At 70.1% G+C, this 21,677-nt stretch carries 17 protein-coding genes; 8 read left to right on the forward strand and 9 right to left on the reverse strand.

Going from position 1 to position 21,677, the window contains the following annotated elements; genetic code table 11:
* Positions 1–104: 104 nt before the first annotated feature.
* The 7 genes from gsiB to DEW08_RS20005 form a co-directional block, all read right to left on the reverse strand.
* A complete protein-coding gene (gsiB, locus tag DEW08_RS19980; protein WP_245986701.1) occupies positions 105–1,646 on the reverse strand; it encodes a glutathione ABC transporter substrate-binding protein GsiB in 1,542 nt (513 codons plus the stop codon).
* Positions 1,647–1,685: 39 nt separating this feature from the next.
* Positions 1,686–3,566, reverse strand: coding sequence for a dipeptide ABC transporter ATP-binding protein (locus tag DEW08_RS19985; RefSeq protein WP_109330571.1), 1,881 nt, complete (start codon positions 3,564–3,566; stop codon positions 1,686–1,688).
* The gene (locus DEW08_RS19990) at positions 3,563–4,408 is read right to left on the reverse strand and encodes a D-amino acid aminotransferase (protein WP_109330573.1); all 846 of its coding nucleotides are present in this window, start codon (positions 4,406–4,408) and stop codon (positions 3,563–3,565) included. The genes DEW08_RS19985 and DEW08_RS19990 overlap by 4 nt, the downstream gene beginning before the upstream one ends.
* Positions 4,409–4,469: 61 nt before the next feature.
* Positions 4,470–5,363, reverse strand: coding sequence for a MurR/RpiR family transcriptional regulator (locus DEW08_RS19995; RefSeq protein WP_245986702.1), 894 nt, complete (start codon positions 5,361–5,363; stop codon positions 4,470–4,472).
* Positions 5,364–5,486: 123 nt separating this feature from the next.
* Positions 5,487–5,738 carry a hypothetical protein gene (locus DEW08_RS30800; RefSeq protein ID WP_146214736.1) on the reverse strand — a complete coding sequence of 84 codons (252 nt, stop codon included), beginning with the start codon at positions 5,736–5,738 and terminating at the stop codon, positions 5,487–5,489.
* A gap of 119 nt (positions 5,739–5,857) precedes the next feature.
* The gene (locus DEW08_RS20000; RefSeq protein ID WP_109330575.1) at positions 5,858–6,853 is read right to left on the reverse strand and encodes a 4-hydroxyproline epimerase; all 996 of its coding nucleotides are present in this window, start codon (positions 6,851–6,853) and stop codon (positions 5,858–5,860) included.
* A 23-nt stretch (positions 6,854–6,876) separates the two neighbouring features.
* Positions 6,877–7,899 carry a proline racemase family protein gene (locus DEW08_RS20005; RefSeq protein ID WP_109330577.1) on the reverse strand — a complete coding sequence of 341 codons (1,023 nt, stop codon included), beginning with the start codon at positions 7,897–7,899 and terminating at the stop codon, positions 6,877–6,879.
* A 307-nt stretch (positions 7,900–8,206) separates the two neighbouring features.
* Between DEW08_RS20005 and DEW08_RS30805 the strand changes: the two genes are divergently transcribed.
* Complete coding sequence (locus tag DEW08_RS30805) at positions 8,207–8,440, forward strand: CcdB family protein (RefSeq protein WP_146214737.1); 234 nt, start codon at positions 8,207–8,209, stop codon at positions 8,438–8,440.
* A 116-nt stretch (positions 8,441–8,556) separates the two neighbouring features.
* Here DEW08_RS30805 and DEW08_RS20010 read toward each other — a convergent pair whose 3' ends face one another.
* On the reverse strand, positions 8,557–9,231 hold the full coding sequence (locus tag DEW08_RS20010) for a GntR family transcriptional regulator (RefSeq protein WP_168220436.1): 675 nt from the start codon (positions 9,229–9,231) through the stop codon (positions 8,557–8,559).
* 267 nt (positions 9,232–9,498) lie between these two features.
* On the opposite strand from DEW08_RS20010, the gene DEW08_RS20015 reads away from it, so the two are divergent.
* Together DEW08_RS20015 and DEW08_RS20020 are read left to right on the forward strand one after the other, a co-directional pair.
* On the forward strand, positions 9,499–11,028 hold the full coding sequence (locus DEW08_RS20015) for an aldehyde dehydrogenase family protein (RefSeq protein WP_245986704.1): 1,530 nt from the start codon (positions 9,499–9,501) through the stop codon (positions 11,026–11,028).
* A 13-nt stretch (positions 11,029–11,041) separates the two neighbouring features.
* Positions 11,042–11,947: a dihydrodipicolinate synthase family protein gene (locus tag DEW08_RS20020; RefSeq protein ID WP_109330581.1), complete on the forward strand. Its 906-nt coding sequence runs from the start codon at positions 11,042–11,044 to the stop codon at positions 11,945–11,947.
* 177 nt (positions 11,948–12,124) lie between these two features.
* Here DEW08_RS20020 and DEW08_RS20025 read toward each other — a convergent pair whose 3' ends face one another.
* The gene (locus DEW08_RS20025) at positions 12,125–13,402 is read right to left on the reverse strand and encodes an NAD(P)/FAD-dependent oxidoreductase (RefSeq protein ID WP_168220437.1); all 1,278 of its coding nucleotides are present in this window, start codon (positions 13,400–13,402) and stop codon (positions 12,125–12,127) included.
* Between the two features lie 377 nt (positions 13,403–13,779).
* Between DEW08_RS20025 and DEW08_RS20030 the strand changes: the two genes are divergently transcribed.
* The 5 genes from DEW08_RS20030 to DEW08_RS20050 all read left to right on the forward strand — a co-directional run bounded on the left by DEW08_RS20030 (position 13,780) and on the right by DEW08_RS20050 (position 21,670).
* Positions 13,780–14,895: a branched-chain amino acid ABC transporter substrate-binding protein gene (locus tag DEW08_RS20030; protein WP_109330585.1), complete on the forward strand. Its 1,116-nt coding sequence runs from the start codon at positions 13,780–13,782 to the stop codon at positions 14,893–14,895.
* Between the two features lie 116 nt (positions 14,896–15,011).
* The gene (locus tag DEW08_RS20035) at positions 15,012–16,520 is read left to right on the forward strand and encodes an AMP-binding protein (protein ID WP_245986707.1); all 1,509 of its coding nucleotides are present in this window, start codon (positions 15,012–15,014) and stop codon (positions 16,518–16,520) included.
* Positions 16,521–16,804: 284 nt separating this feature from the next.
* Positions 16,805–17,797 carry a TRAP transporter substrate-binding protein DctP gene (dctP, locus tag DEW08_RS20040; protein WP_168220438.1) on the forward strand — a complete coding sequence of 331 codons (993 nt, stop codon included), beginning with the start codon at positions 16,805–16,807 and terminating at the stop codon, positions 17,795–17,797.
* Between the two features lie 86 nt (positions 17,798–17,883).
* Positions 17,884–20,055 carry a methyl-accepting chemotaxis protein gene (locus tag DEW08_RS20045; protein ID WP_109330589.1) on the forward strand — a complete coding sequence of 724 codons (2,172 nt, stop codon included), beginning with the start codon at positions 17,884–17,886 and terminating at the stop codon, positions 20,053–20,055.
* Positions 20,056–20,098: 43 nt separating this feature from the next.
* Positions 20,099–21,670 (forward strand): GNAT family N-acetyltransferase, encoded by a 1,572-nt coding sequence (locus DEW08_RS20050; RefSeq protein ID WP_109330591.1) that lies wholly within the window; start codon positions 20,099–20,101, stop codon positions 21,668–21,670.
* Positions 21,671–21,677 lie beyond the last annotated feature (7 nt).

Here is a 21,677-nt window from a genome sequence, read left to right on the forward strand (position 1 = left end):
CGGAAACTTCGTCATGAGAGAACCGGCTGCAAAAAAACGGAACGGGGGGCCCCTCCCCCGCCCGGCGCTGCGATCGCGTCGCCGGGCGGAGGGGAGGCTGTCCCTTACTTCAGGTCGGCGTCTTCCATGATCAGGCCGCCGTCGGGAAGCTGGTGCAGGCCGCTCAGCTTCTTGCTCTGGCCGGCCAGCAGGTTCTCGACGATCAGGAAGATCCAGGGGGCGTCCTTCCAGATCTGGGCCTGGGCGACCTTGTAGGCCTCGGCGCGCTTGGCCGGATCGGCGGTGGCGATGGCCGCCTCGATGGCGGTGTCGACCGTCTCGTTCTTGTAGTACGCGACGTTGAAGAACTTCGGCGGGAAGCCCTTGCCCCACAGCAGCGGACGCAGGCCCCAGTCGGCGTCGCCGGTGGAGGCCGACCAGCCGCCATACTGCATCTGCACGGTGCTGTCCTCGGGCTTCTCGACGCTCCACACCTTGGCGGCCTCGATGCCGGCCTCCAGCGGCTGGACGTTCACCTTCACCCCGACCTGGGCCAGCTGCTGCTGCAGGAACTGCATGGCGCGGATCGAGGTGGTGTTGTTGCGGGCGAACATCTCCGTCTCGAAGCCGTTCGGGTAGCCCGCCTCGGCCAGGAGCTGCTTCGCCTTCGCCGGATCATAGGGGTACGGGTCGCCCTGGTCGACGTAGAAGCCGAGGTTCGGCGGCAGGGCCGAGTCCATCGGCTTGGCGAAGCCGTTGTAGACCACCTTGACGAAGGCGTTCTTGTCGACGGCGTGGTTCAGCGCCTGACGGACGCGGACGTCGTCGAACGGCTTCTTCGTCTCGTTCATCGCGACGTAGCGGGCGATGATCGACGGGCCGTTGATGATGTCGAGCGCCGGGTTCTTCTCCACCACCTTCACCATTTCCGGCGGCAGCGGGTAGATGAACTGGGCCTCGCCGGCCTGCAGCGCCGCGACGCGGCTGCCGTTCTCCGGCATGCTCTTGAAGGTGACGCTGTCGACCTTCGGCAGACCCTGCTTCCAATAGCTCTCGTTGCGCGCGACCTTCAGCGTGTCGGCCGACCAGCTCACGAACTTGTAGGGGCCGGTGCCGACCGGATGGCGCCCGATCTCCTTGCCATAGGTCTCCAGCGCCTTCGGGCTGTGCATCATCGCGCCGGGGTGGGCGAGGTTGTTCAGCAGGGCGCCGAACGGCTCCTTCAGGCGCAGGCGGATGGTGTAGTCGTCGATCACCTCCGATTCCGCCAGCATCGACAGCAGGCTCTGCCGCTTCAGCTTGTTGGCCGGGTTGGCCACGCGGTCGACGTTGACCTTCACCGCCTGGGCGTTGAACGGGGTGCCGTCATGGAAGACGACGCCCTTGCGCAGCTTGAAGGTGAATTCCTTGGCATCCGGGCTGATCTCGGCGCTTTCGGCCAGCACCGGGATCAGCTTCATGTCCTTGTCGAAGCCGTAGAGCCCCTGCAGCATGGTGCGGGTGGCCGATTGCGACAGGGTGTCGTTGATGTCTGCCGGGTCTAGGCCGGTCAGGTTGTCGGGAACGCCGACGACCAGATCCTTGGCGGCGAAGGCCGGGCTGGCAAGCGCGGTGCAGAGAAGGGCCGCGGCGAGCGGCGCCTTCATGGAACGGAACGGACGGAACACGGTTGCTGTCTCCTTCCTCTTGTTCTTCGACGTGATGCCTCAGAAGGCGCCGCCGACCGGATGGCGGGCGACGAAATGATCGGGTCCGACGGGAACCAGCGGCTGCACCACCGGCTCGTCGCCGATGCTGCGGATCGGGCTCGGGATCTCGCCGGACAGCAGGGTGGTGTCGCCGGTGCGCCGGCCGGGGTCGGCGACCGGGACGGCGGCCATCAGCCGGCGGGTGTAGGGGTGCTGCGGATTCTCGAAGACCTGCTGGCGCGGGCCGATCTCGACGATCTGGCCGAGATACATGACCGCCACGCGGTGGCTGACGCGCTCCACCACCGCCATGTCGTGGCTGATGAACAGGTAGGACAGGCCGCGCTTTTCCTGCAGGTCCATCAGCAGGTTGACGATCTGCGCCTGGATCGACACGTCGAGCGCCGCCACCGCCTCGTCCGCGATGATGAGCCGCGGGTTGGAGGCGAGCGCGCGGGCGATGCAGATGCGCTGGCGCTGGCCGCCGGAGAACTCGTGCGGGTAGCGCCGGGCATGCTCGGGCTTCAGCCCGACCTGGGTCAGCAGCTCCGCCACCCGCTCCTCGACCTGCCGGCCGTGGGCCAGCTTGTGGACCAGCAGCGGCTCGGCGATGGAGAAGCCGACGGTCATGCGCGGATTCAGCGAGGCGAAGGGATCCTGGAAGATGTACTGGATCTTCTCCTTCAGCTTCGCCCGCCCCTCGCCGCTGAGCGAGGCGAGGTCCTGCCCTTCGAAGCGGATGGAGCCCGAGGTGGACTCCTGAAGCTGCATGATGGTGCGGCCGGTGGTGGACTTGCCGCAGCCGGACTCGCCGACCAGGGCCAGCGTCTCGCCCGGCATCAGGGTGAAGCTGACCTGCTCGACCGCATGGACGCGGGCGGCGAGCCGGCCGAACAGCCCCTTGCGCACGTCGAAGCGGGTGACCAGCTCCCGCACCTCCAGCAGCGGCCCGCCGTCGCGGCGCACCGTGTCCTGCTCCTGCAGCGCGGCTGTCGGCCCGGGCGCGCCGGCATCCTCCAGCGTCAGCAGCGGGAAGCGGATCGGCAGCGGCTTGCCGCTGAGGCTGCCGAGCTTCGGCACGGCGGACAGCAGGGCCTTGGTGTAGGGGTGCTTCGGGTTGGCGAAGATCTCGCCGACCGGCCCCTCCTCCACCTTCCGGCCGCGCCACATGACGACCACGCGGTCGGCCACCTCCGCCACCACGCCCATGTCGTGGGTGATGAAGATGACGCCCATCCGCATCTCCTGCTGCAGCAGGCGGATCAGGCGCAGGATCTGCGCCTGGATGGTGACGTCGAGCGCCGTGGTCGGCTCGTCGGCGATCAGCAGGCTGGGCCGGCAGGACAGCGCCATGGCGATCATCACGCGCTGGCGCATGCCGCCGGACAGCTGGTGGGGATGGCGGTCGAGCAGCCGGGCCGGTTCGGGGATGCGCACCTTCTCCAGCATGCGCAGCGCCTCTTCCCGCGCCGCCTTGCGGTCCTTGCCCTGGTGCAGCATCACCGCCTCGGCGATCTGGTCGCCGATGGTGAAGACCGGGTTGAGCGAGGTCATCGGCTCCTGGAAGATCATCGCGATCTCGTCGCCGCGCAGCGAGGTCAGCGCCTCCGCCGACGGCTTGGAGAGGTCGCGCACCTGGCCGTCCCGGCCGCGCAGCCGGACCGCCCCCGACTTGATCCGCCCGCCGGCATAGTCGATCAGCCGCATGATCGCCATGGAGGTCACCGACTTGCCGGAGCCGGATTCGCCGACGATGGCGACGGTTTCCCCGGCATCGACGGTGAATCCGACATCCTCGACGACGGTGACCGGGCCGCCGTCGGTCGGGAACTCCACCGACAGCCCCTCCACCGAGAGCAGCGGGCCGGCCGCGGGAGACTGGACGGGCGGCGCGCTCATCGGCCGATCCGCTGCTGGAAGCGGGCGTCGATCGCCGTCCACACCGGACCGGGCTTGCCGGTGCCGACCGGACGGCCGTCGATGCGGGTGACCGCGGTGACCTCCTTGCTGGTGCTGGTGATCCACACCTCGTCGGCGGTCGCGAGTTCGTTCGCCGCGACGTCGCGCTCGGCGACCGGCGTTCCGGCCTCCGCCGCGATCTCCAGCACGACGGCGCGGGTGATCCCCGGCAGGATGCGGTGGTCGGCCTTCGGCGTGGCGATGGCGCCGTCCCTGACGACGAAGACGTTGGTCGCCGCCCCCTCGGTCACCAGCCCGTCGCGGAGCTGGATGGCGTCCACCACCCCCTGCTCCACCGCCTTCTGCTGCGCCAGCACGCTGCCCAGCAGCCCGACGGTCTTCAGGTCGCAGCGGCTCCACCGGATGTCCGGCGTGGTGATCGCCGCCACGCCCCCGCTGCGCCAGGACTCCGGCGGCCGCTTCAGGGCGGAGGGCATGGCGAAGACGGTCGGCTTCACCCCGGCCGGGAAGGCATGGCCGCGGCTGGTCGAGGCGCCGCGGGTGACCTGGATGTAGACGGCCTGATCCCCCTGCAGCCCGGAGCGGCGCAGCATCTCCTCCATCAGGGTCAGCCAGTCGGCGTCCGACCAGCCGGTGTCGATGCGCAGTTCCGCAAGGCCGCGCTGCAGGCGGCGGATATGCGCCTGCGGCTCGAACAGCCGGCCCTGGTAGGCGGCGGCGACCTCGTAGAGGCCATCGGCGAACAGGAAGCCGCGGTCGAGCGGGGAAACGCGGATCTCGTCGAGCGGCAGATAGTCGCCGTTCCAGAAGGCAATGGTCATCGCAGATCGCTTCGGGCTTTTCGGGAGGAGGGACAGGCGGTCGAAGGCGGGGACGGACGCGCTAGCGCCGTCTGGGCGGCGGCGTCTCGCCGACATGGAGGTAGGGCAGGATATGCTCGGTCACGTCGGCGGCCATGCCGACCGCGTCCCGGTTGGCGCGGGTGAGGGCTGCGGCCAGCCCCTCGATCAGGGCGACCATGCCGATGTGCGAGCCGTGCAGGATGCCGTGGTCGGAGCCCGCCAGCAGCGCCACGTCGGCCAGCGGCACCAGAGGCGAGGCGGGCGAGTCGGTCAGCGCCATGATCTTCGCCCCCCGCTCCTTCGTCAGGTGCAGGAAGTCGACGGTGCGCCGGGAGTAGCGCGGTACCGAAAGGCCGATCACCAGATCCCCCGGACGGACCCGCAGCAGCCGGCGGATCACCCGCTCGCTGCCGCCGAAGCCGGTGCTCTCGCGGACCATGTCGACATGCGGCTCCAGCGCGTCGGCCAGCAGACCGGCGGTGAAGGCGCTGCCGCCGAGCCCGACGACGAAGACGCGCCGCGCCTCCAGGATCAGCGTGACGGCGGCCTCGCACGGGCCGGGCTGCAGGCGGTCGAGCGTGCGGGCGACGTTGGCCGCCGCCGTCTCCAGCGACTCCCGCATGATCTGGGCGTGGGTGGTCTCGCGGCTGACGGCGGCGCGCAGCTTCTCGACCGGCGCGAAGGTGGAATCATAGGCCCGCAGCAACTCCGCCCGGAAGTCGGGAAAGCCGGCGAAGCCCAGCGCGCGGGCATAGCGGTTGACCGAGGCGACCGAGACGCCGGCGGCCTCCGCCAGCTCGTCGATCTTCAGCGTCGCGGTCCGGAAGGGATAGGCAAGCGCCCAGTCGCCGACCTTGGCGAGGGCGCCGGGCAGATCGTCCTGCGCCCGCGCCATGCGCGCCATGATGGAGCTTGTCGACTCGCCGCCGGCCACGGTGGAACCCCTCGTCGTCGGGCCGCAGCGACAGGCGCGACCTTGACCGAAATGGTTACATAGGGCGGTATGTTCTGTAAATGGATTTTCATCCCAAGCCGCGAAAAATTGCACCCTGATTAATCAGGCGGCGGACATGGTCAAATTATGGGCAGTCCTGGGGAAAACTCCGCAGGAGCGGCCGGCAACTCCCGGAATGATGTCTGCAGCCTTGCGCGCCGCAGCATCCGATTCAATGCCGTTCAGGCCAATCACGCGGTCGAACCACTCGAAGGCGGCGCGCTTGTTGCCATCGACGAACAGGTGATCGCGCCAGATGCCCGGCGCAGGCAGCCGCGGCGATCTCCAAGATCGCCCCACCCGGACGCTCGGCATGCAGGGCAAGCAACGTATGGAGAGGGCAGGCTCAGATGGGCCTGCCCCCGTTTGGACGGCACCTGGATTATGTGATGACGGCCGTTCTCACGTCGAGGCGCCCATGGAGCGGGCTCTCCTCACACGAGCTGGAAGCCGTGGGCGTAGGGATCGCGCTCGTCGACGAAGATCGTGTTGATGCCGGTCACGCGGGCCCAGCCGGCGATGCTCGGGCGCATGGCCTTGCGGCCGGGGATCCCGGCCTCCGCCTCGACGCAGCCTTCGAACAGGCTGCCGATGATGCTCTCATGGACGAACGCGCTGCCGACCGACAGCTCGCCGCGGGCGTAGAGCTGCGCCATGCGGGCAGAGGTGCCGGTGCCGCAGGGGGAGCGGTCGATGGCGCGGTCGCCGTAGAAGACGGCGTTGCGCCGGTGGGCGCGCGGATCGCGGGCCGGGCCGGTCCACATGACGTGGCTGACGCCGCGGATCGTGCTGTCCAGCGGGTGGACCGGCTGGACCTTCTCGTTCACCAGCCGGCGGACGATGGGGCTGAGGCGCAGGATCGCGTCCACCGACAGCTCGTCCAGCCCGCCGAAGCCCGGCTGCGGCTCGACGATCGCGTAGTAGTTGCCGCCGAAGGAGACGTCGAGCACCAGCTCGCCCAGGCCCGGCACGTCGATGCGGATCTCCGACGCCTCCAGGAAGGCGGGGACGTTGAACAGCCGCACCTTCTCGACGAAGCGGCCGGACTGCTCGTACTCCACGTCCACCTTGCCGGCCGGCGCGTCGACCGACAGGCGGCCGGGCGTGCGCGGGGTCACCAGCCCGTGCTCGATCGCCGAGGTGACCGTGCCGATCAGCCCGTGGCCGCACATCGGCAGGCAGCCGGAGGTCTCGATGAACAGGACGCCGATGTCGCAGTCCTCGCGGGTCGGCGGATAGAGGATGGACCCGGACATCATGTCGTGGCCGCGCGGCTCGAACATCAGCGCGCGGCGGATCCAGTCGTAGTCCCGCAGGAAGTGCTGGCGGCGCTCGCTCATCGTCGCCCCCTCCAGCCGGGGACCGCCGCCCGCCACGAGCCGGACGGGATTGCCGCAGGTGTGACCGTCGATGCAGAAGAAGCTGTGCATGATGGAATCCTGGAAAGGGAGGATCAGGCCGGAATCGGAGCGGAAAGGTCGAAGCCGTCGCGCAGCGGGTCGTCGGCCTCCACGATGAACTCGGCGGTGCCGCTGTAGTAGGCCCGCCCGCCGACGCGGACGACGACGCCCTGCCGGTCGCCGACCGCGGCGGAACGGACGGCCATGCCGTCGAAGAGACCACCGGTGACGCTCTCCACCCGGCAAGGCTGGTTCAGCGCGAGGCGCCCGCGCGCGACCTCGACCGCGACGCGGGCGGTGACGCCGCTGCCGGTCGGGCTGCGGTCCACCTGCCCTTCACCGAAGATGCAGATGTTGCGCGACGGCCTTCCGCCCGCCAGCGGCTCGTCGTCGGTCAGGATGGTGCCGTAGAGGAAGGACAGGTCGGGCTCCACCGGATGGCGTACCGAGCGCGCGGCGCGGAAGGCGTCGGTGACGGCGACGCCGGCGGCGGTCAGGGCGGCGACCGGCGTGCGGCGCACATCGAGACCGAGGCGCGAGGCCGGCAGGATGGCGTAGAAGGCACCGCCATAGCCGACGTCGAAGGTCACCTCCCCGAAGCCCGGCACCGGCATCGTCACGCCGGCCTCGGCCAGGAAGGCCGGCACGCTGTCGAAGGACACGGCGCCCGCCCGGCCGCCGCGGGTGTCGACCGCGACCGCCACCGGTCCGCAGGGGCATTCCAGCAGGAAGCGCGTCTCGTCGCCGGCGACCGGCACCATCCCCTCGTCCACCGCCCAGCGGCCGATGGCGATGGTGGCGTGCCCGCACATCGTGCTGTAGCCGGAATGATGGGTGAACAGGACGGCGAGCGCGCAGCCGGGCGTGCTGGGCTCCGTCGGGATCACGCCGTACATCTCGGCATGGCCGCGGGGCTCCAGCATCAGGCGGCGGCGGATGTGGTCGAGCGTGTCGCGGGCGTAGCGCCGCTTCTCCAGCAGCGTGGCGCCGGGAAGCGGCGGATAGCCCGACAGCACGATGCGCACCGGCTCCCCCGCCGTGTGCATGTCCAGGACCCGGTAGCGTTCGCAATCCATCGGTTCGGTCTTGCCTCTATGGGGGCGCATCTCTTGCGGAGCCGTGACCGGCCATCGCGAAGTATATTGGATACAATAGACGGCGCAACAGCGAAGAGGGGGGTCGGACAGCCACGGCCCCTACACAAAGGCGCTGCCCCCTGCCGAAGTCATCTTCGGCAGCAAGCGTCAGGCGCCGCTCTCCGTCTTCAGCGGACCTGTTCCTGCTTGCTGGCGCATGAAAGCCGCGCATGTCATGCACATAATTCGGGAGGCAGGAATACACATTGCAGCTTACGACACAACGGCGAAGAAGCGACCCACGAACGTGTCGCTGAACGAGGATCTGCTGGCGAACAAACCACCGGCCGCGGCATACGACCCAACCGCGATGCCGCCGATCACGGTCAGCGGCGAGACGTTCTTCCTGGACATTCTCGGAATTCTCAACGTTTCGGTGGACCGACTTGGCGAGGTGGTCGCATCCGCAAAGGAGGACCAGGACGCCATCATCAAAGCGTTGGACTGGTTGGTCCGCACCGGGCCGTCCACGCTGGGCTGAGTGGAGAAGCCACCGCGCCTGTCAGGAACAAATCTGGACGTCCATCATGTTGCGCCGCCTGAGATTTCCGCGCCGCGCCGCCTTATGCGTAGGGGTTGGCCGACCGGCCCTCCCCCTCAGCCGGCTGCCGCCCCTTCTGCCGCCTGCTCGCTCAGATGCTTCATCAGCCCGTCGCGCACGTCGCCGATATGCTCCTCCAGCAGGCGGGTCGCGCGCAGCGGGTCGCGCTTGCGGCACAGTTCCAGAAGCTGCTGGTGTTCCTGGTGGGCCTTGCTCTGCCCGACGGTCAGGGAGATCTGCAGGCGCACGTAGCGGTCGACCATGCCGTGCAGCCGGTTGATCAGCTTCAGCGTCTCCATCCGGCCGGAGGGGCGGTAGAGCGCCATGTGGAACTCCCAGTTCAGCGAGCCCCACTGATCGATCCGGTCGTTGGCGATCATCTTCCTGAGGATGGCCTCCGCCTGCTGCAGATCCGCGTCGGTCATCCGCGGGATGGCGAGGCCGAGCACCCAGGTCTCCAGCACCGCGCGCAGGTCGAACAGCTCGGCGATCTCGTCGATGGAGAGCTTGGAGACCACAGCCCCCCGGTGGGAGTGGATGGTCAGGAACCCTTCCGCCTCCAACTGCTTCAGCGCCTCGCGCACCGGGATGCGGCTGACGCCGAGTTCCCCGGCGATCAGCTCCTGCCGGATCTGCTCCCCTTCCTTCAACTGGCCGGAGACGATGCGCCGGCGCAGCTCGTCGGCAACCAGAACCGCCGTCGTCTGCCGTTTCAAAGCGGTTTGCGTCACCCGACCCTCCAAGCCTTCGTCCAAAATCATGTTCCAACAGCGCCCGGACAGATCCATGCTTTCCAGAAGCGCCCGCTGCGCGCAAGCTTTATGCCCGAACGAAGGGGGTGCGGGACGCATCGTGACGCGGCCCCGCCCGGCGACCCTTCGGCCGGCCAACATTCCTGTTGACCAGGATAGCATATTGTATCCAATATGCACGCATCAAGCCGGCCGATCCCGCCGGTCTCCCGAGTCCTGTCCGCTTGCTCCCGAGGTGACACTTCCATGACCAGCCCGTTCAAGAACCGGATCGGCGATGCCTGGATCGGCGACGGCGATGTGACGGAGAACATCAACCCCTCCGACCTGTCCGACGTTGTGGGGCTGTATGCGCGGGCCGACGCCGCGCAGGCGGCCGACGCCATCGCGGCGGCGCGGGCGGCCTTCCCGTCCTGGTCGGCCACCACCGGCCAGATGCGCGGCGACATCCTGGAGCGCGCCGCGGCCGAGATCCTGGCCCGCCGAGAGGAGCTGGGCGAGCTGCTGGCCCGCGAGGAGGGCAAGACCCTGCCGGAAGCGATGGGCGAGGTCGCCCGCGCCGGCCAGATCTTCCGCTTCTTTGCCGCCGAGGCGGTGCGCGCGGCGGGGGAGGTGGTTCCCTCCGTCCGTCCCGGCGTCTCGGTCGAGGTGACGCGGGAGCCGCTGGGCGTCATCGGCCTGATCACGCCGTGGAACTTCCCCATCGCGATCCCCGCCTGGAAGATCGCCCCGGCGCTCGCCTACGGCAACTGCGTGGTCTTCAAGCCGGCCGAGCTGGTGCCGGGCTGCGCCTGGGCGCTGACCGAGATCCTGGTGCGGGCCGGCCTGCCGGCCGGCGTGCTGAACCTCGTCATGGGGCGCGGCTCGGTCGTCGGGGCGGCCATGCTGGAGTCGCCCGAGGTGGACGCCATCAGCTTCACCGGCTCGGTCGGCACCGGCCGCCAGGTGGCGGAGCGCTGCGTCGCCACCATGAAGAAGGTCCAGCTGGAGATGGGCGGCAAGAATCCGCTGATCGTGCTGGACGACGCCGACCTTCCCGCGGCGGTCGAGGCGGCGGTCAACGGCGCCTTCTTCTCCACCGGCCAGCGCTGCACCGCCTCCTCGCGCCTGATCGTCACCGAGGGCATCCACGACCGCTTCGTCGCCGCCGTCACGGCGCGGCTGGAGCGGCTCACCGTCGGCCATGCCCTGCGCAAGGGCACCGACATCGGCCCGGTGGTCAGCCAGGACCAGCTCGAGCAGGATCGCCGCTACATCGCCATCGGCCAGGACGAGGGCGCCCGGCTGGCCTGGGGCGGCGGGCTGGTGGAATGCGACACCAAGGGCTTCTTCCTGCAGCCGGCGCTGTTCACCGAGACCACCAACGCCATGCGCATCAACCGGGAGGAGATCTTCGGCCCGGTCGCCTCGGTGGTCCGGGTGCGCGACTACGAGGAGGCGCTGGCGGCCGCCAACGACACGGCCTTCGGCCTCGCGGCGGGTATCTGCACCACCAGCCTGAAGCATGCCAGCCACTTCAAGCGCAACGCCCAGGCCGGCATGGTGATGGTCAACCTGCCGACCGCCGGCGTCGACTATCACGTTCCCTTCGGCGGCCGGAAGGCCTCCAGCTACGGCCCGCGCGAACAGGGCGCCTACGCCGCGAATTCTACACCACCGTCAAGACCGCCTACATCAACCCCTGAGCCGTTTCCCCGGCAGCGTCGTGCCCGACCGGCGCCGGCCCCGCGGGATGCGTGGGGCCGGCGGACGATCTCCCCTACCCTTCTTCCTTGAGGAGACCCCCACCATGTCCATCTCCTGGCAGGGCGTGTTCCCCGCCGTCACCACCAAGTTCAAGGACGACCACTCGCTCGACATCGCGGAGATGAAGACGCACTTCACCCGCCAGATCGACGCCGGGGTGGACGGCATCATCACCACCGGCTCGCTGGGCGAGGCCGGCACGCTGATCCTGGAGGAGAAGGTCGAGGTCGCCCGCACCGCGGTCGAGGTCAGCCGCGGCCGGGTCCCGGTCCTGGCGACGGTGGTGGAGGCGAACACCGCCCGCTCGGTGGAGTTCGTGAAGAAGGCGGAAGCGGCCGGCGTCGACGGCTTCATGATCCTGCCGGCCGTGCCCTACGTCAGCGACGCGCGCGAGACGCTGACCCACTTCAAGGCGATCGCCGCCGCCGCCAGCAAGCCGATCATGATCTACATCAACCCGGTCGCCTACCGGGTGGACGTCGACCTCGACATGCTGGCCGAGCTGGCGAACGACCCGAAGTTCGTCGCCATCAAGGAGTCCTCCGACGACGTCCGCCGGGTGACGCGCACCATCAACCGCTTCGGCGACCGCTACCGCATCTTCTGCGGCGTCGACAACCTGGCGCTGGAGGCCCTGTTCATGGGCGCCGACGGCTGGGTCGCCGGTCTGGTGGACGCCTTCCCGGAGGAGACGGTCGCCATCTACAAGCTGTTCCGCGCCGGCCGCTTCGACGAGGCGCTGAAGATCTACCGCTGGTTCATCCCGCTGCTGGAGCTCGACGTCTCCACCAAGCTGGTCCAGAACATCAAGCTGGCCGAGGCGATGGCCGGCATCGGCAACGAGCGCGTCCGTCCGCCGCGCCTCCCGCTCGCCGGCGAGGAGCGCGACCGCGTCGTGCGCATCATCGAGCAGGCGCTGAAGACGCGCCCGACCCTGCCCAAGCTCTGAGGTCGGCTCGCGAGAGCTTTACCCCCGCTTCTTCGATGACTGGAACCGCCGGCTCCCCCATGGGGCCGGCGGCTTTTATGTCGGCGGTCCGCGGAAGCGTCCGGAACCGGTGCCCGGGCCTGCTGTCAGCTCCTCCGAATGCGACCGCTCCGCTGCGACGAGAGGCGGTCCGGACGGCTACGCGAAGCGCTCGATGCGGAACGGGGTCAGGTCGATGCCCGGGCTGTTGGTGCCGCGGACGAGGTCGGTGACGATGCGGCTGGTGATGCCGGCCAGCGTCAGGCCGAGATGCTGGTGGCCGAAGGCCCAGATGACGTCCGGCGCGCGCGGCTCCGGGCCGATCACCGGCAGATAGTCCGGCAGGGTCGGGCGGCGGCCCATCCAGGGAACCGCCCCGCCCTCCTCGCCCGGCTTGGACAGGCCGGGCAGCAGCCGGGCGGCATGGCTGCGCAGCACCTCGGCACGGCGGTAGTCGGGCGGCGCGTCGTGGGAGGCGAACTCGACCGTTCCGGCCAGCCGCAGCCCGTCCATCATCGGCGTCATGATGAACTTGCGCTCGCCCGAGGTGACCGGACGGTTCAGGGACACGCCCGGCCGCGGCAGCATCAGGTGGTAGCCACGCTCCGCCTCCAGCGGTACGCTGCGGCCGAAGGAACGGCAGAGCGTGGCGGACAGCGCCCCGCCGGCCACCACCAGCTTGCGCGCGCTCCAGCCCCGGCCGTCGCCGTCCAGCGCCCGCACCCCGCCCGGTCCGGTCTGCAGCGAGACGATCTCCGCCTTCACCAGCCGGCCGCCGCCGGCGCGGAAGCGGTCCGCCAGCCGCTGCACCAGCCGCCAGGGATCGAGCGTGTGGGCGGTCGCCGGAAAGAGGACGCCGCCCGCCATTCCCCCGGCGAGCGCCGGTTCGAGGTCGGCGAGGTCGCCGGGAGACAGCATCTGCACCGGCACGCCGTTGGCCGCCATCGCCTGCGCCTCGTGCCGGCCGGAGGCCAGCCCGCGCGCGGTCTCGAACGCCAGGATCGAGCCGCGACGGACGATCAGATCCTCCATCTCCGCCGCCCGGATCAGGGGCTCGTAGGCCTCGATGGCCCGGGAAGTCAGGCTGCGCAGCGCCTCTGTTCCGGCGGCGAAGGCCTGCGGGCGGGAGGCGGCGAGGCAGCGCATCATCCAGCCGGCGAGCCGCGGCAGATACTGCCAGCGGACCCGCAGCGGGCCGAGCGGGTTGAGCAGCATGCCCGGCACCTCCTTCAGGATGCCGGGGGCGGGCAGCGGAAAGATCTGCTCGGTCGCGAAATGGCCGGCATTCCCGCGGGAGCAGGCATCGCCCGGCTCGCCGCGGTCGACCACCGTGACCGTCAGACCGGCGAGCTGCAGCGCGAGCGCGCTCGCCATCCCGACGACTCCCGCCCCGACCACCAGCACATCGTCCCGCCGATCAACCGTCTGAGCCGTCATCCCGGTCCGTCTCCTGCCTGCCGGCGCGTCGTCGCTCCGCCCGCCGATCCATTCACGGATCATGAGGATATTGTATACAAAATTGCGGCGCAAGCGGATTTCCCGCCCTGTCGTTGCCCGGGGCGGGCCGATCCGGCAGGAGCGCCGCCAGCTCCGGAGTGCTTCGAAAGGCGACCCCGGGGGCCGGGCAAGCGCTGTCATGGCGATTGACATTTTCTTTCGTTGGATACAGTATTCAGCCCATCGTCCGTCCGGGGAACTCTCCGCATGGACCACCATCCGCACCGCGCTGCTTCCGGCATCGCGGCGGCGCCCGCGCGCCGCCGGACGGGCTGTCGTGCGCGGTCCGGGCAATTTCTGGGCGAGGAGGAACGAGAATGAGGACGAGGAACGGCCTGAGCCTGCTGGCGCTCGCGGGCGGCATGGCCCTGACCGCGGCGGCCGGCACGGGCACCGCGCGCGCGGACCTGCTGGTGGGGGTCGCCGGACCGATGACCGGCCAGTACGCGTCGTTCGGCGAGCAGCTCCGCCAGGGGACCGAGGCTGCGATCGCCGACATCAACGCCAAGGGTGGCGTCAACGGCCAGAAGCTGGTGATGACGGTCGGCGACGACGTCTGCGATCCGCGCCAGGCCGTCAGCGTCGCCAACCAGTTCGCCAAGTCCGGCGTCGCCTTCGTGAACGGCCATTTCTGCTCCGGCTCCACCCTGCCGGCCTCGGAGATCTACAACGAGGAGGGGATCCCGGAGATCACCGTCTCCTCCAATCCCAAGATCACCGAGCGCGGCTTCAAGAGCCTGTTCCGCATCACCGGCCGCGACGACCAGCAGGGCGCCGTCATCGCCGACCACATCGCCAGGACGATGGCCGGCAAGAAGGTGGCGCTGGTCCACGACAAGAGCGCCTTCGGCAAGGGGCTGGTCGACAACGTCCGCGAGGCGCTGAAGGCCCACAAGATCACGCCGGAGTTCGAGGAGGCCATCACCGCCGGCGAGCGCGACTATTCCGCCCTGGTCGCCAAGCTGGCGAGTGCCGGCGTCGAGGCGGTCGCCTTCGGCGGCTACCACACCGAACTCGGCCTGATCCTTCGCCAGATCACCGACGCGGGCAAGAAGATCGCCTTCATCTCCGGCGATCCCTCGGCCACCACCGAGCTGTGGTCGATCGCCGGCCCGGCCGCCGAAGGGCTGCTGTTCACCTTCCCGCCCGACCCGCGCAAGATGCCGGGTGCGGCCGAGACGGCCAAGCGCTTCCGCGACAAGGGGATCGAGCCGGAAGGCTACGTCCTCTACTCCTACGCCGCGGTGCAGGCCTTCGCCGACGCGGTCGCCAAGGGCAAGGCCAGCGACGGCAAGACGGTGGCCAAGACCCTGCACGAGCAGGGCGCCGACACCATCCTCGGCCCGGTGAAGTTCGACGCCAAGGGCGACAACGTCGTTCCGGGCTACGTCGTCTATCGCTGGAGCAACGGCACCTTCGATTACCTGAAGTAAGGCTCCGGCCCCGTCCGGCGCCCTCCCCCGCAAAGGGGATGGCGCCGGCCGGCGGTTGGCGCGATGCTGTCTCCCGGACGGCGGCCGGAAAGAGCCGCCCCTTCGGGAGGAAGCCCATGAACGTCGCCCGTCTGCTGGCCCGCTCGGGCCGGCTCGCCGCCGACCGGCCGGCCCTTTTGTCCGGCACGCGCGCCGTATCCCGCTATGACCGGCTGGCCGCCGACGTCGCGGCGATGGCCGGCGCCCTGCGCAACCGCCATGGCCTCGCCCCCGGCGACCGCGTCCTGCTGGCGATGGGCAATGCGCCGGCCTATGTCGAGGCGCTGTTCGCCTGCTGGCATGCCGGGCTGATCGCCGTCCCCGTCAATGCCAAGCTGCACGAGCGGGAGATCGCCTACATCCTCGACCATTCCGGCGCCCGGCTGGTCTTCGCCGGCCCCGATCTCGCCGCCACGGTGAACGCCGCCCTCGCCCATGCCGCCGACGCCCGGCCGCAGGTGGTGGAGGTCGGCGGCGCCGATTGGCAGGCCTTGAAGGCGGGCGATCCGCTGCCCGTCCATGACGCCGCCCCGACCGACCCGGCCTGGCTCTTCTACACCAGCGGCACAACCGGCCGGCCGAAGGGCGCCACCCTGACCCACCGAAACCTGCTGGCGATGACCGCGGCCTATGCGATGGACCTCGACGCCATCGCCCCCGGCGACTGCCTCCTGCATGCCGCGCCGATGTCGCACGGCTCCGGTCTCTACATCCTGCCGCACGTCGCCGCCGGGGCCGCGCAGGCCGTGCCGGAGAGCGGACGCTTCGACCCGGCGGAGGTGCTGTCGCTGCTGCCCGGCCTGCCGGGGACGACGATGTTCCTCGCCCCCACCATGGTGCGCCGGCTGGTCCATTGTCCCGAGGCGGGCGGCGCCGACAGCCGCACCCTGAAGACCATCGTCTATGGCGGCGCGCCGATGTACCGCGAGGACTGCCGCGAGGCGCTGGCGCTGTTCGGCCCCAAGCTCGCCCAGATCTACGGCCAGGGCGAAAGCCCGATGACCATCTCGGTGCTGCCCAAGCGCCTGCACGCCGACACCGCCCACCCCCGCTACGACGAGAGGCTGGGCAGCGTCGGCTACGGCTTCGGACTGGTGGAGCTGCGGATCGCCGATGCCGACGACCGGCCCCTGCCGGCGGGCGGGACCGGGGAGATCCTGGTGCGCGGCGACACGGTGATGGCGGGCTACTGGCGCGACGAGGCCGCCTCGGCGGAGAGCTTGCGCGGCGGCTGGCTGCACACCGGCGACCTCGGCGTGCTGGACGGGGACGGGTTCCTGACGCTGAAGGATCGCAGCAAGGATGTCATCATCTCCGGCGGCAGCAACATCTATCCGCGGGAGGTCGAGGAGGTGCTGCTGACCCATCCGGCGGTGGCGGAGGTCGCGGTGGTCGGCCGCCCGCATCCCGACTGGGGAGAGGAGGTCGTGGCCTTCGTCGTCGCCCTGCCGGAGGCCGCCCTCCCCCGGCGGAGCTCGCCGCTGCGCTCGACCGGCTGTGCGTCGGGGCCATCGCCCGCTTCAAGCGTCCGAAGGACTACCGCGTGGTGGAAGCGCTGCCGAAGAACCATTACGGCAAGGTGTTGAAGACGGCATTGCGGAAGCTCGCCAGCGGAGCGGATGACGTATAGGTCAGCACATTCCAGTGCCTCTACAGGAGACAACCCGCCGTTACTGGAAAGCCATCAACCGCCTCGCAGGCCGGCATGATGTTACTCTCCGGAAACGTATAAATTGCGCTTCCCTGTAGCATCACACGCGCACTTATGTCATATCTTTCCTGCGGTTTTTCTGCGGGGGCGGACATGGCTGGCTGGAATCGCGTGTCGAATACTATGGTATGCAGGCCGTTTGTCTTCCTTATAATTTCATTGTTCCTGTGCGCTCCGGCGACGGCCGACACCGGCCTGCGCTTCGGCACGGTCTTTTCCCCCGGAACCTCGACCTTCCGGATGCTGGTCGATGCCTGCCGCCGCATCGAGGAGGAGACGAACAGGGCCGTCACCATCGACATCCGGCCGAGCGGCGGCTTCGGCAAGCCGACCGAACTGCTGAAGATGGTGGACAGCGGCGAGATCGAGATCGCCTACACCGTGCAGGGCTACAGCCCCGACCGCTTCCCCGCCTCCTCGGTGATGGAGCTGCCGCTGATCCGCCGCTCCGCCGTCGCCGGGACCCGGGCGATCTGGGACCTCCACGAGTCCGGGGCGCTGGCCGGCGATTACGCCGGGCTGAAGGTGGTCGGGCTGTGGACCCTGCCGGCCTACGGCATCTTCACGGCCAGCCGGCCGCTGCAGGGCCCGCGCGACCTGCGCGGCCTGCGGGTGCGCAACCCCAGCACCACGGTGGGGCGCGCGCTCGCCAAGCTCGGCATGGTGCCGGTCGCGCTGCCGTTGAACGGCATGGGCACCGGCCTGAAGGAGCGCATGATCGACGGCATCTCCTACGGCTGGTACAGCTCCACCACCACCGCCGGGGCGGACAACCAGCCGCTGATGGCGCAGCTCACCTACCTGCTGGACATCAACTTCTCCGGGCCGGTCGTGATGCTGGCGATGCGCCAGCCGGTGTTCGACGCGTTGCCCGACCCGGTGAAGGCCGCCTTCGACCGGCACCTGGGCAAGGCCATCTCGCTCGCCATCGCCGAGGAGCGCGACGCGGCGGAGGAGGAGGTCAAGGCGAAGCTCGCCGCCGACGGCACGCACAAGGTGGTCCGCTTCACGCCCGACCAGATGCAGGACGTCCGCGGCGAGCTGGAGGACGTCTACGACGACTGGGTCGCCGGCATCACGCGCCAGGGCGTCGACGGCCGCCGCCTGCTGGAACGGGCGCGCCAGGCCGTCGCGGCGCACGAAAAGCCCTGACCACCCTCCGGCCGGCCCGCCGGCTTCGGCCAGCCGCAGTTCCGCCCGCCAGTACGCCAGCCTGCCAGCCATAAGGACCACGCGCCATGGACACCGATCGCCTGTCCCTTCCCGGCCAGTCCGCCACCGGCCGCCCGCTGAGCGGCCTCAGCCTCAAGGTCAAGCTCGCCGGCGCCTTCGCCGCCATGTTCCTCGCCGCGGCCGGAATCGGCGCCGGCGCGGGGCTGTTCCAGCTCCGCATCGCCGGGCTGTTCCAGCAGGTGCATGAGCGGGACTTCCCGCTGGCGACCGGTGCCCTGAAGATCGCCGACGAGAGCAACGGGCTGGTGGAGGCGGCACGCCTGCTGGCCGCCGCCCCGGACGACCGCGCGCGCACCCAGGCGGTGGCCTTGTTCGACCGCCGGATCGCCGCACTGGAAACCCAGCTCGGCAAGGTCCATGCGCTGGGCGGCGACCCGGCGGCGGGTGACCGGATGGGCGGGCTGCTGCGCGAGGCCGACGGGGCGGCCAAGGCGCTCGACGGGCAGGTGCGCCGCCCGCTGGACGGTGCGGCCCGCCGCGCCAAGCGGATGGAGGAGCTGGGTGCCGCCCACGCCGCCTTCCTCGCCCGGTTCCAGCCGATGGTGCGCGAGCTGACGCTGACCATCCAGAACGTCACCATGGACCTGCCGTCCGACGCCGCCGGGCTGAACAGGCTGGTGCTGACGCTGGTGTCGAAGGACCTGCCGGTACGCCAGGCCCTGTCGGACATCCTGGGCGACGTCAATCTGGCGGTGACCCTGCTCGGCAAGGCGGACGGCACCGGCACGGTGGCGCAGGTGTCGGACCAGGCGCGCCAGTTCGCCGCCGCCGCCAAGCGCGTGGAGTTCTTCGCCGACTTCCTCGCCAACATCCTCACCGACGAGACGCCGCGCCGCATGGCGCAGGCGATCGTCGCCTTCGGCCGCGGCGAGGACGGCATCTTCGCGCTGCGTCAGGCGGAACTGGAGGCGCGCGCCGGCGCGATGGCCGCCGAGGAGAAGCTGTTCGCCCTGATGGACCGGCTGGGCAAGCAGGCGGACGCGCTGGCCGCCGCCAACGAGGCCAGCGCCGCGACCGCCGCGGAGGAGGTCGACGCCGCGATCACCCGTGGTCTGGCCGTCACCGGCATCTTGGTGGCGCTGGCGATGCTGCTCGGCGTGGTGTCGGGCCTGTTCCTGGTCAACCGCTCCATCCGGCTGCTCGACCGGCTGCGCGCGGCGATGGCGGAGCTGGCGGCCGGCCGCCTCGACCTGCACATTCCCGGCCTGTCGCGCGGCGACGAGATCGGCGGCATGGCCCGCTCGCTGGAGGTCTTCCGCGCCAACGCGCTGGAGGTGGGGCGGCTGAAGCAGGAGCAGGAACAGGCCGCCCGCCGCGCCGAGGAGGCCAAGCGCACGGCCCGGCTGGAGCTGGCGCAGCATCTGGAGACCAGCGTCAACACCGTCATCGTCTCGCTGATCGACGCCGCCCGGCGCATGCGCAGCGACGCCCAGGCCCTGTCGGCCAACGCCGAGCAGACCAAGCGCCAGTCGCTCGACGTCGCCGGCGCCTCCGCCTCCGCGTCGGAGCGGGTTTCCTCCGTCGCCACCGCGGCCGACCAGATGGCCAGCTCCATCGAGGAGATCGGCCGCCACATCGACGAATCCTCGCTGATCGCCGGCGACGCGGTGCGCGAGGCGGATTCGACCAACGATGCCATCTCCGGCCTGACGGACGCGGCGGGGCGCATCGACCAGGTGGTGGAGCTGATCAACTCCATCGCCGCCCAGACCAACCTGCTCGCGCTGAACGCGACGATCGAGGCGGCCCGCGCCGGCGAGGCCGGCAAGGGCTTCGCCGTCGTCGCCAACGAGGTGAAGGCGCTCGCCAACCAGACGGCCAAGGCGACCGAGGACATCCAGGCCCAGGTGAACCAGATGCAGCTCGTGACGGAGCGGGCGGTGGCGTCCATCCGCGGCATCGCCGGCACCATCGGCCGCATGAGCGAGATCACCTCCACCATCGCCTCGGCGGTGCAGGAGCAGCACGCCGCCACCCAGGACATCGCCCGCCACGCGCAGGAGGCGGCGTCCGACACCCATTCCGTCTCGCGCACCATCGACGACGTGTCGCAGGCCGCGGCGGAGACCGGCGCCATCGCCGGAACCGCGCTGACGACCGCGACCTCCCTGCATGCCGAGGCCGACCGGCTGCAGACGGAGGTGGCACGCTTCATCGACACCATCCGGGCGGCGTGATGCACCCGGTATCCCCGTCCGACCGGCCGCCGAGGGCTGCGCCATGACCGACCGTCTTCTCGTCCGCGTCACGGTCCCTGCGGATGCGGACTTCATTCCGGCCCTGCAGCGTTTCATGACCGACGCCGCCCGCGCCTGCGTCGACAGCCCCGACGAGCTGCCGCCGCTGGGCGAGCTGGTCAAGGAGGTGGCGCTGCACGTCATCCGCACCGGTTTCGATCCCGGCGAGGAGGGCGAGTACACGGCCGAGCTGCTCAAGCGACGCGGCCAGATCATCTTCGCGGTGGAGGACAAGGGTCTCCCCGCCGCCTATGCCGACGGGCGGCAGGAGGGTGGCGAGCGGGCCGGCATGACGCCCTTCCTGCCGGGGTCGCTCGCCCATGGTGTCGCCTTCCGCAACCTGGGCCGCGCCGGCAAAAGGCTGGAGGTGGCGCGCAACCTGTCGGTGCCGCCCGGCGAGGAGGCCGGCGGCCGGCCGGGGGCGGAGGAGCCGCCGCGCGCCGACGACGGGCTGGCCCTGCGCCTGCTGGAGCCGGAGGATGCGCCCGGCCTGTCGCGGCTGATGTACCGCTCCTACGGCTATACCTACGGGTCGGAGTTCGTCTACTACCCGGAACGCATCTGCGAGATGCTGGCGAACGGCCATCTCGTCTCCTACGTCGCGGTGAACGAAAGCCGCGAGGTGGTCGGCCATCTCGCCATGCTGCTGCACGGCCCGGGCGCGAAGACCGGCGAGACGGCGATGGCCGCCGTCGACCCGCGCTACCGCGGCCGCCGCCTGTTCGAGCAGATGAAGGAGAGCATGGGAGAGCTGGCGCGCGAGCGCGGCATGTACGGCCTCTACAGCGAGGCGGTGGCGGTCCACACCTTCACGCAGAAGGGCAACCTGGCGCTCGGCGGCTTCGAGACCGGCTTCCTGCTGGGCTTCACCCCGGCGACACAGGTCTTCAAGAAGATCAGCGAGGGTGCGCCCGACCGCCGCTCCGCCGTGCTGTTCTACCTGCGCACCAACGACGAACCGGCGCGCAGCCTCTACGCGCCGCCGCGGCACCACGCCATGATGGCGGCGATCGTCGAGCGGGGCGGCATGAACCGGCGCCTGGAACCGCCGCCGAAGGACCTGACGCTGCACAGCCTGCGCGGCCGGGCGACCGAGCTGGACGTCACCGCCCGCATGGATGTCGGCCGCGCCTTCCTGACGGTCCGCGCCTATGGCGGGGACGTGCTGAAGCAGGTGCTGGACGAACTGAAGGCGCTGGTCCGCGGCGGCTACGCCTGCGTCTACCTTGAGCTGCCGCTGTCCGACCCGATGACGGCGGTGCTGTGCAGGGGATTCGAGGCTTTCGGCTTCTTCTTCGCCGGGCTGCTGTTCGAGATCGACGGACGCGACGCGCTGCGCCTGCAATACCTCAACAACGTGGCGGTCAACCGCGACGACATCCAGGTCGCCTCCGACTTCGGCCGGCAACTGCTCGACTATGTGGTGGAGGCGAAGGAGGTGGTGGAGCGGGCGCGCCGGGAACGCCGCCGTGCCTTCCCACCCGGCGATCCCTCTCCCGGCCGCCGCAGGGGCGACCGGCGGATGGGGCGCGTGCTGGAACCGGCGGGGGAGTGAGGGAGCG

It is taken from the genome of Azospirillum thermophilum (assembly GCF_003130795.1).
Lineage (GTDB): Bacteria > Pseudomonadota > Alphaproteobacteria > Azospirillales > Azospirillaceae > Azospirillum > Azospirillum thermophilum.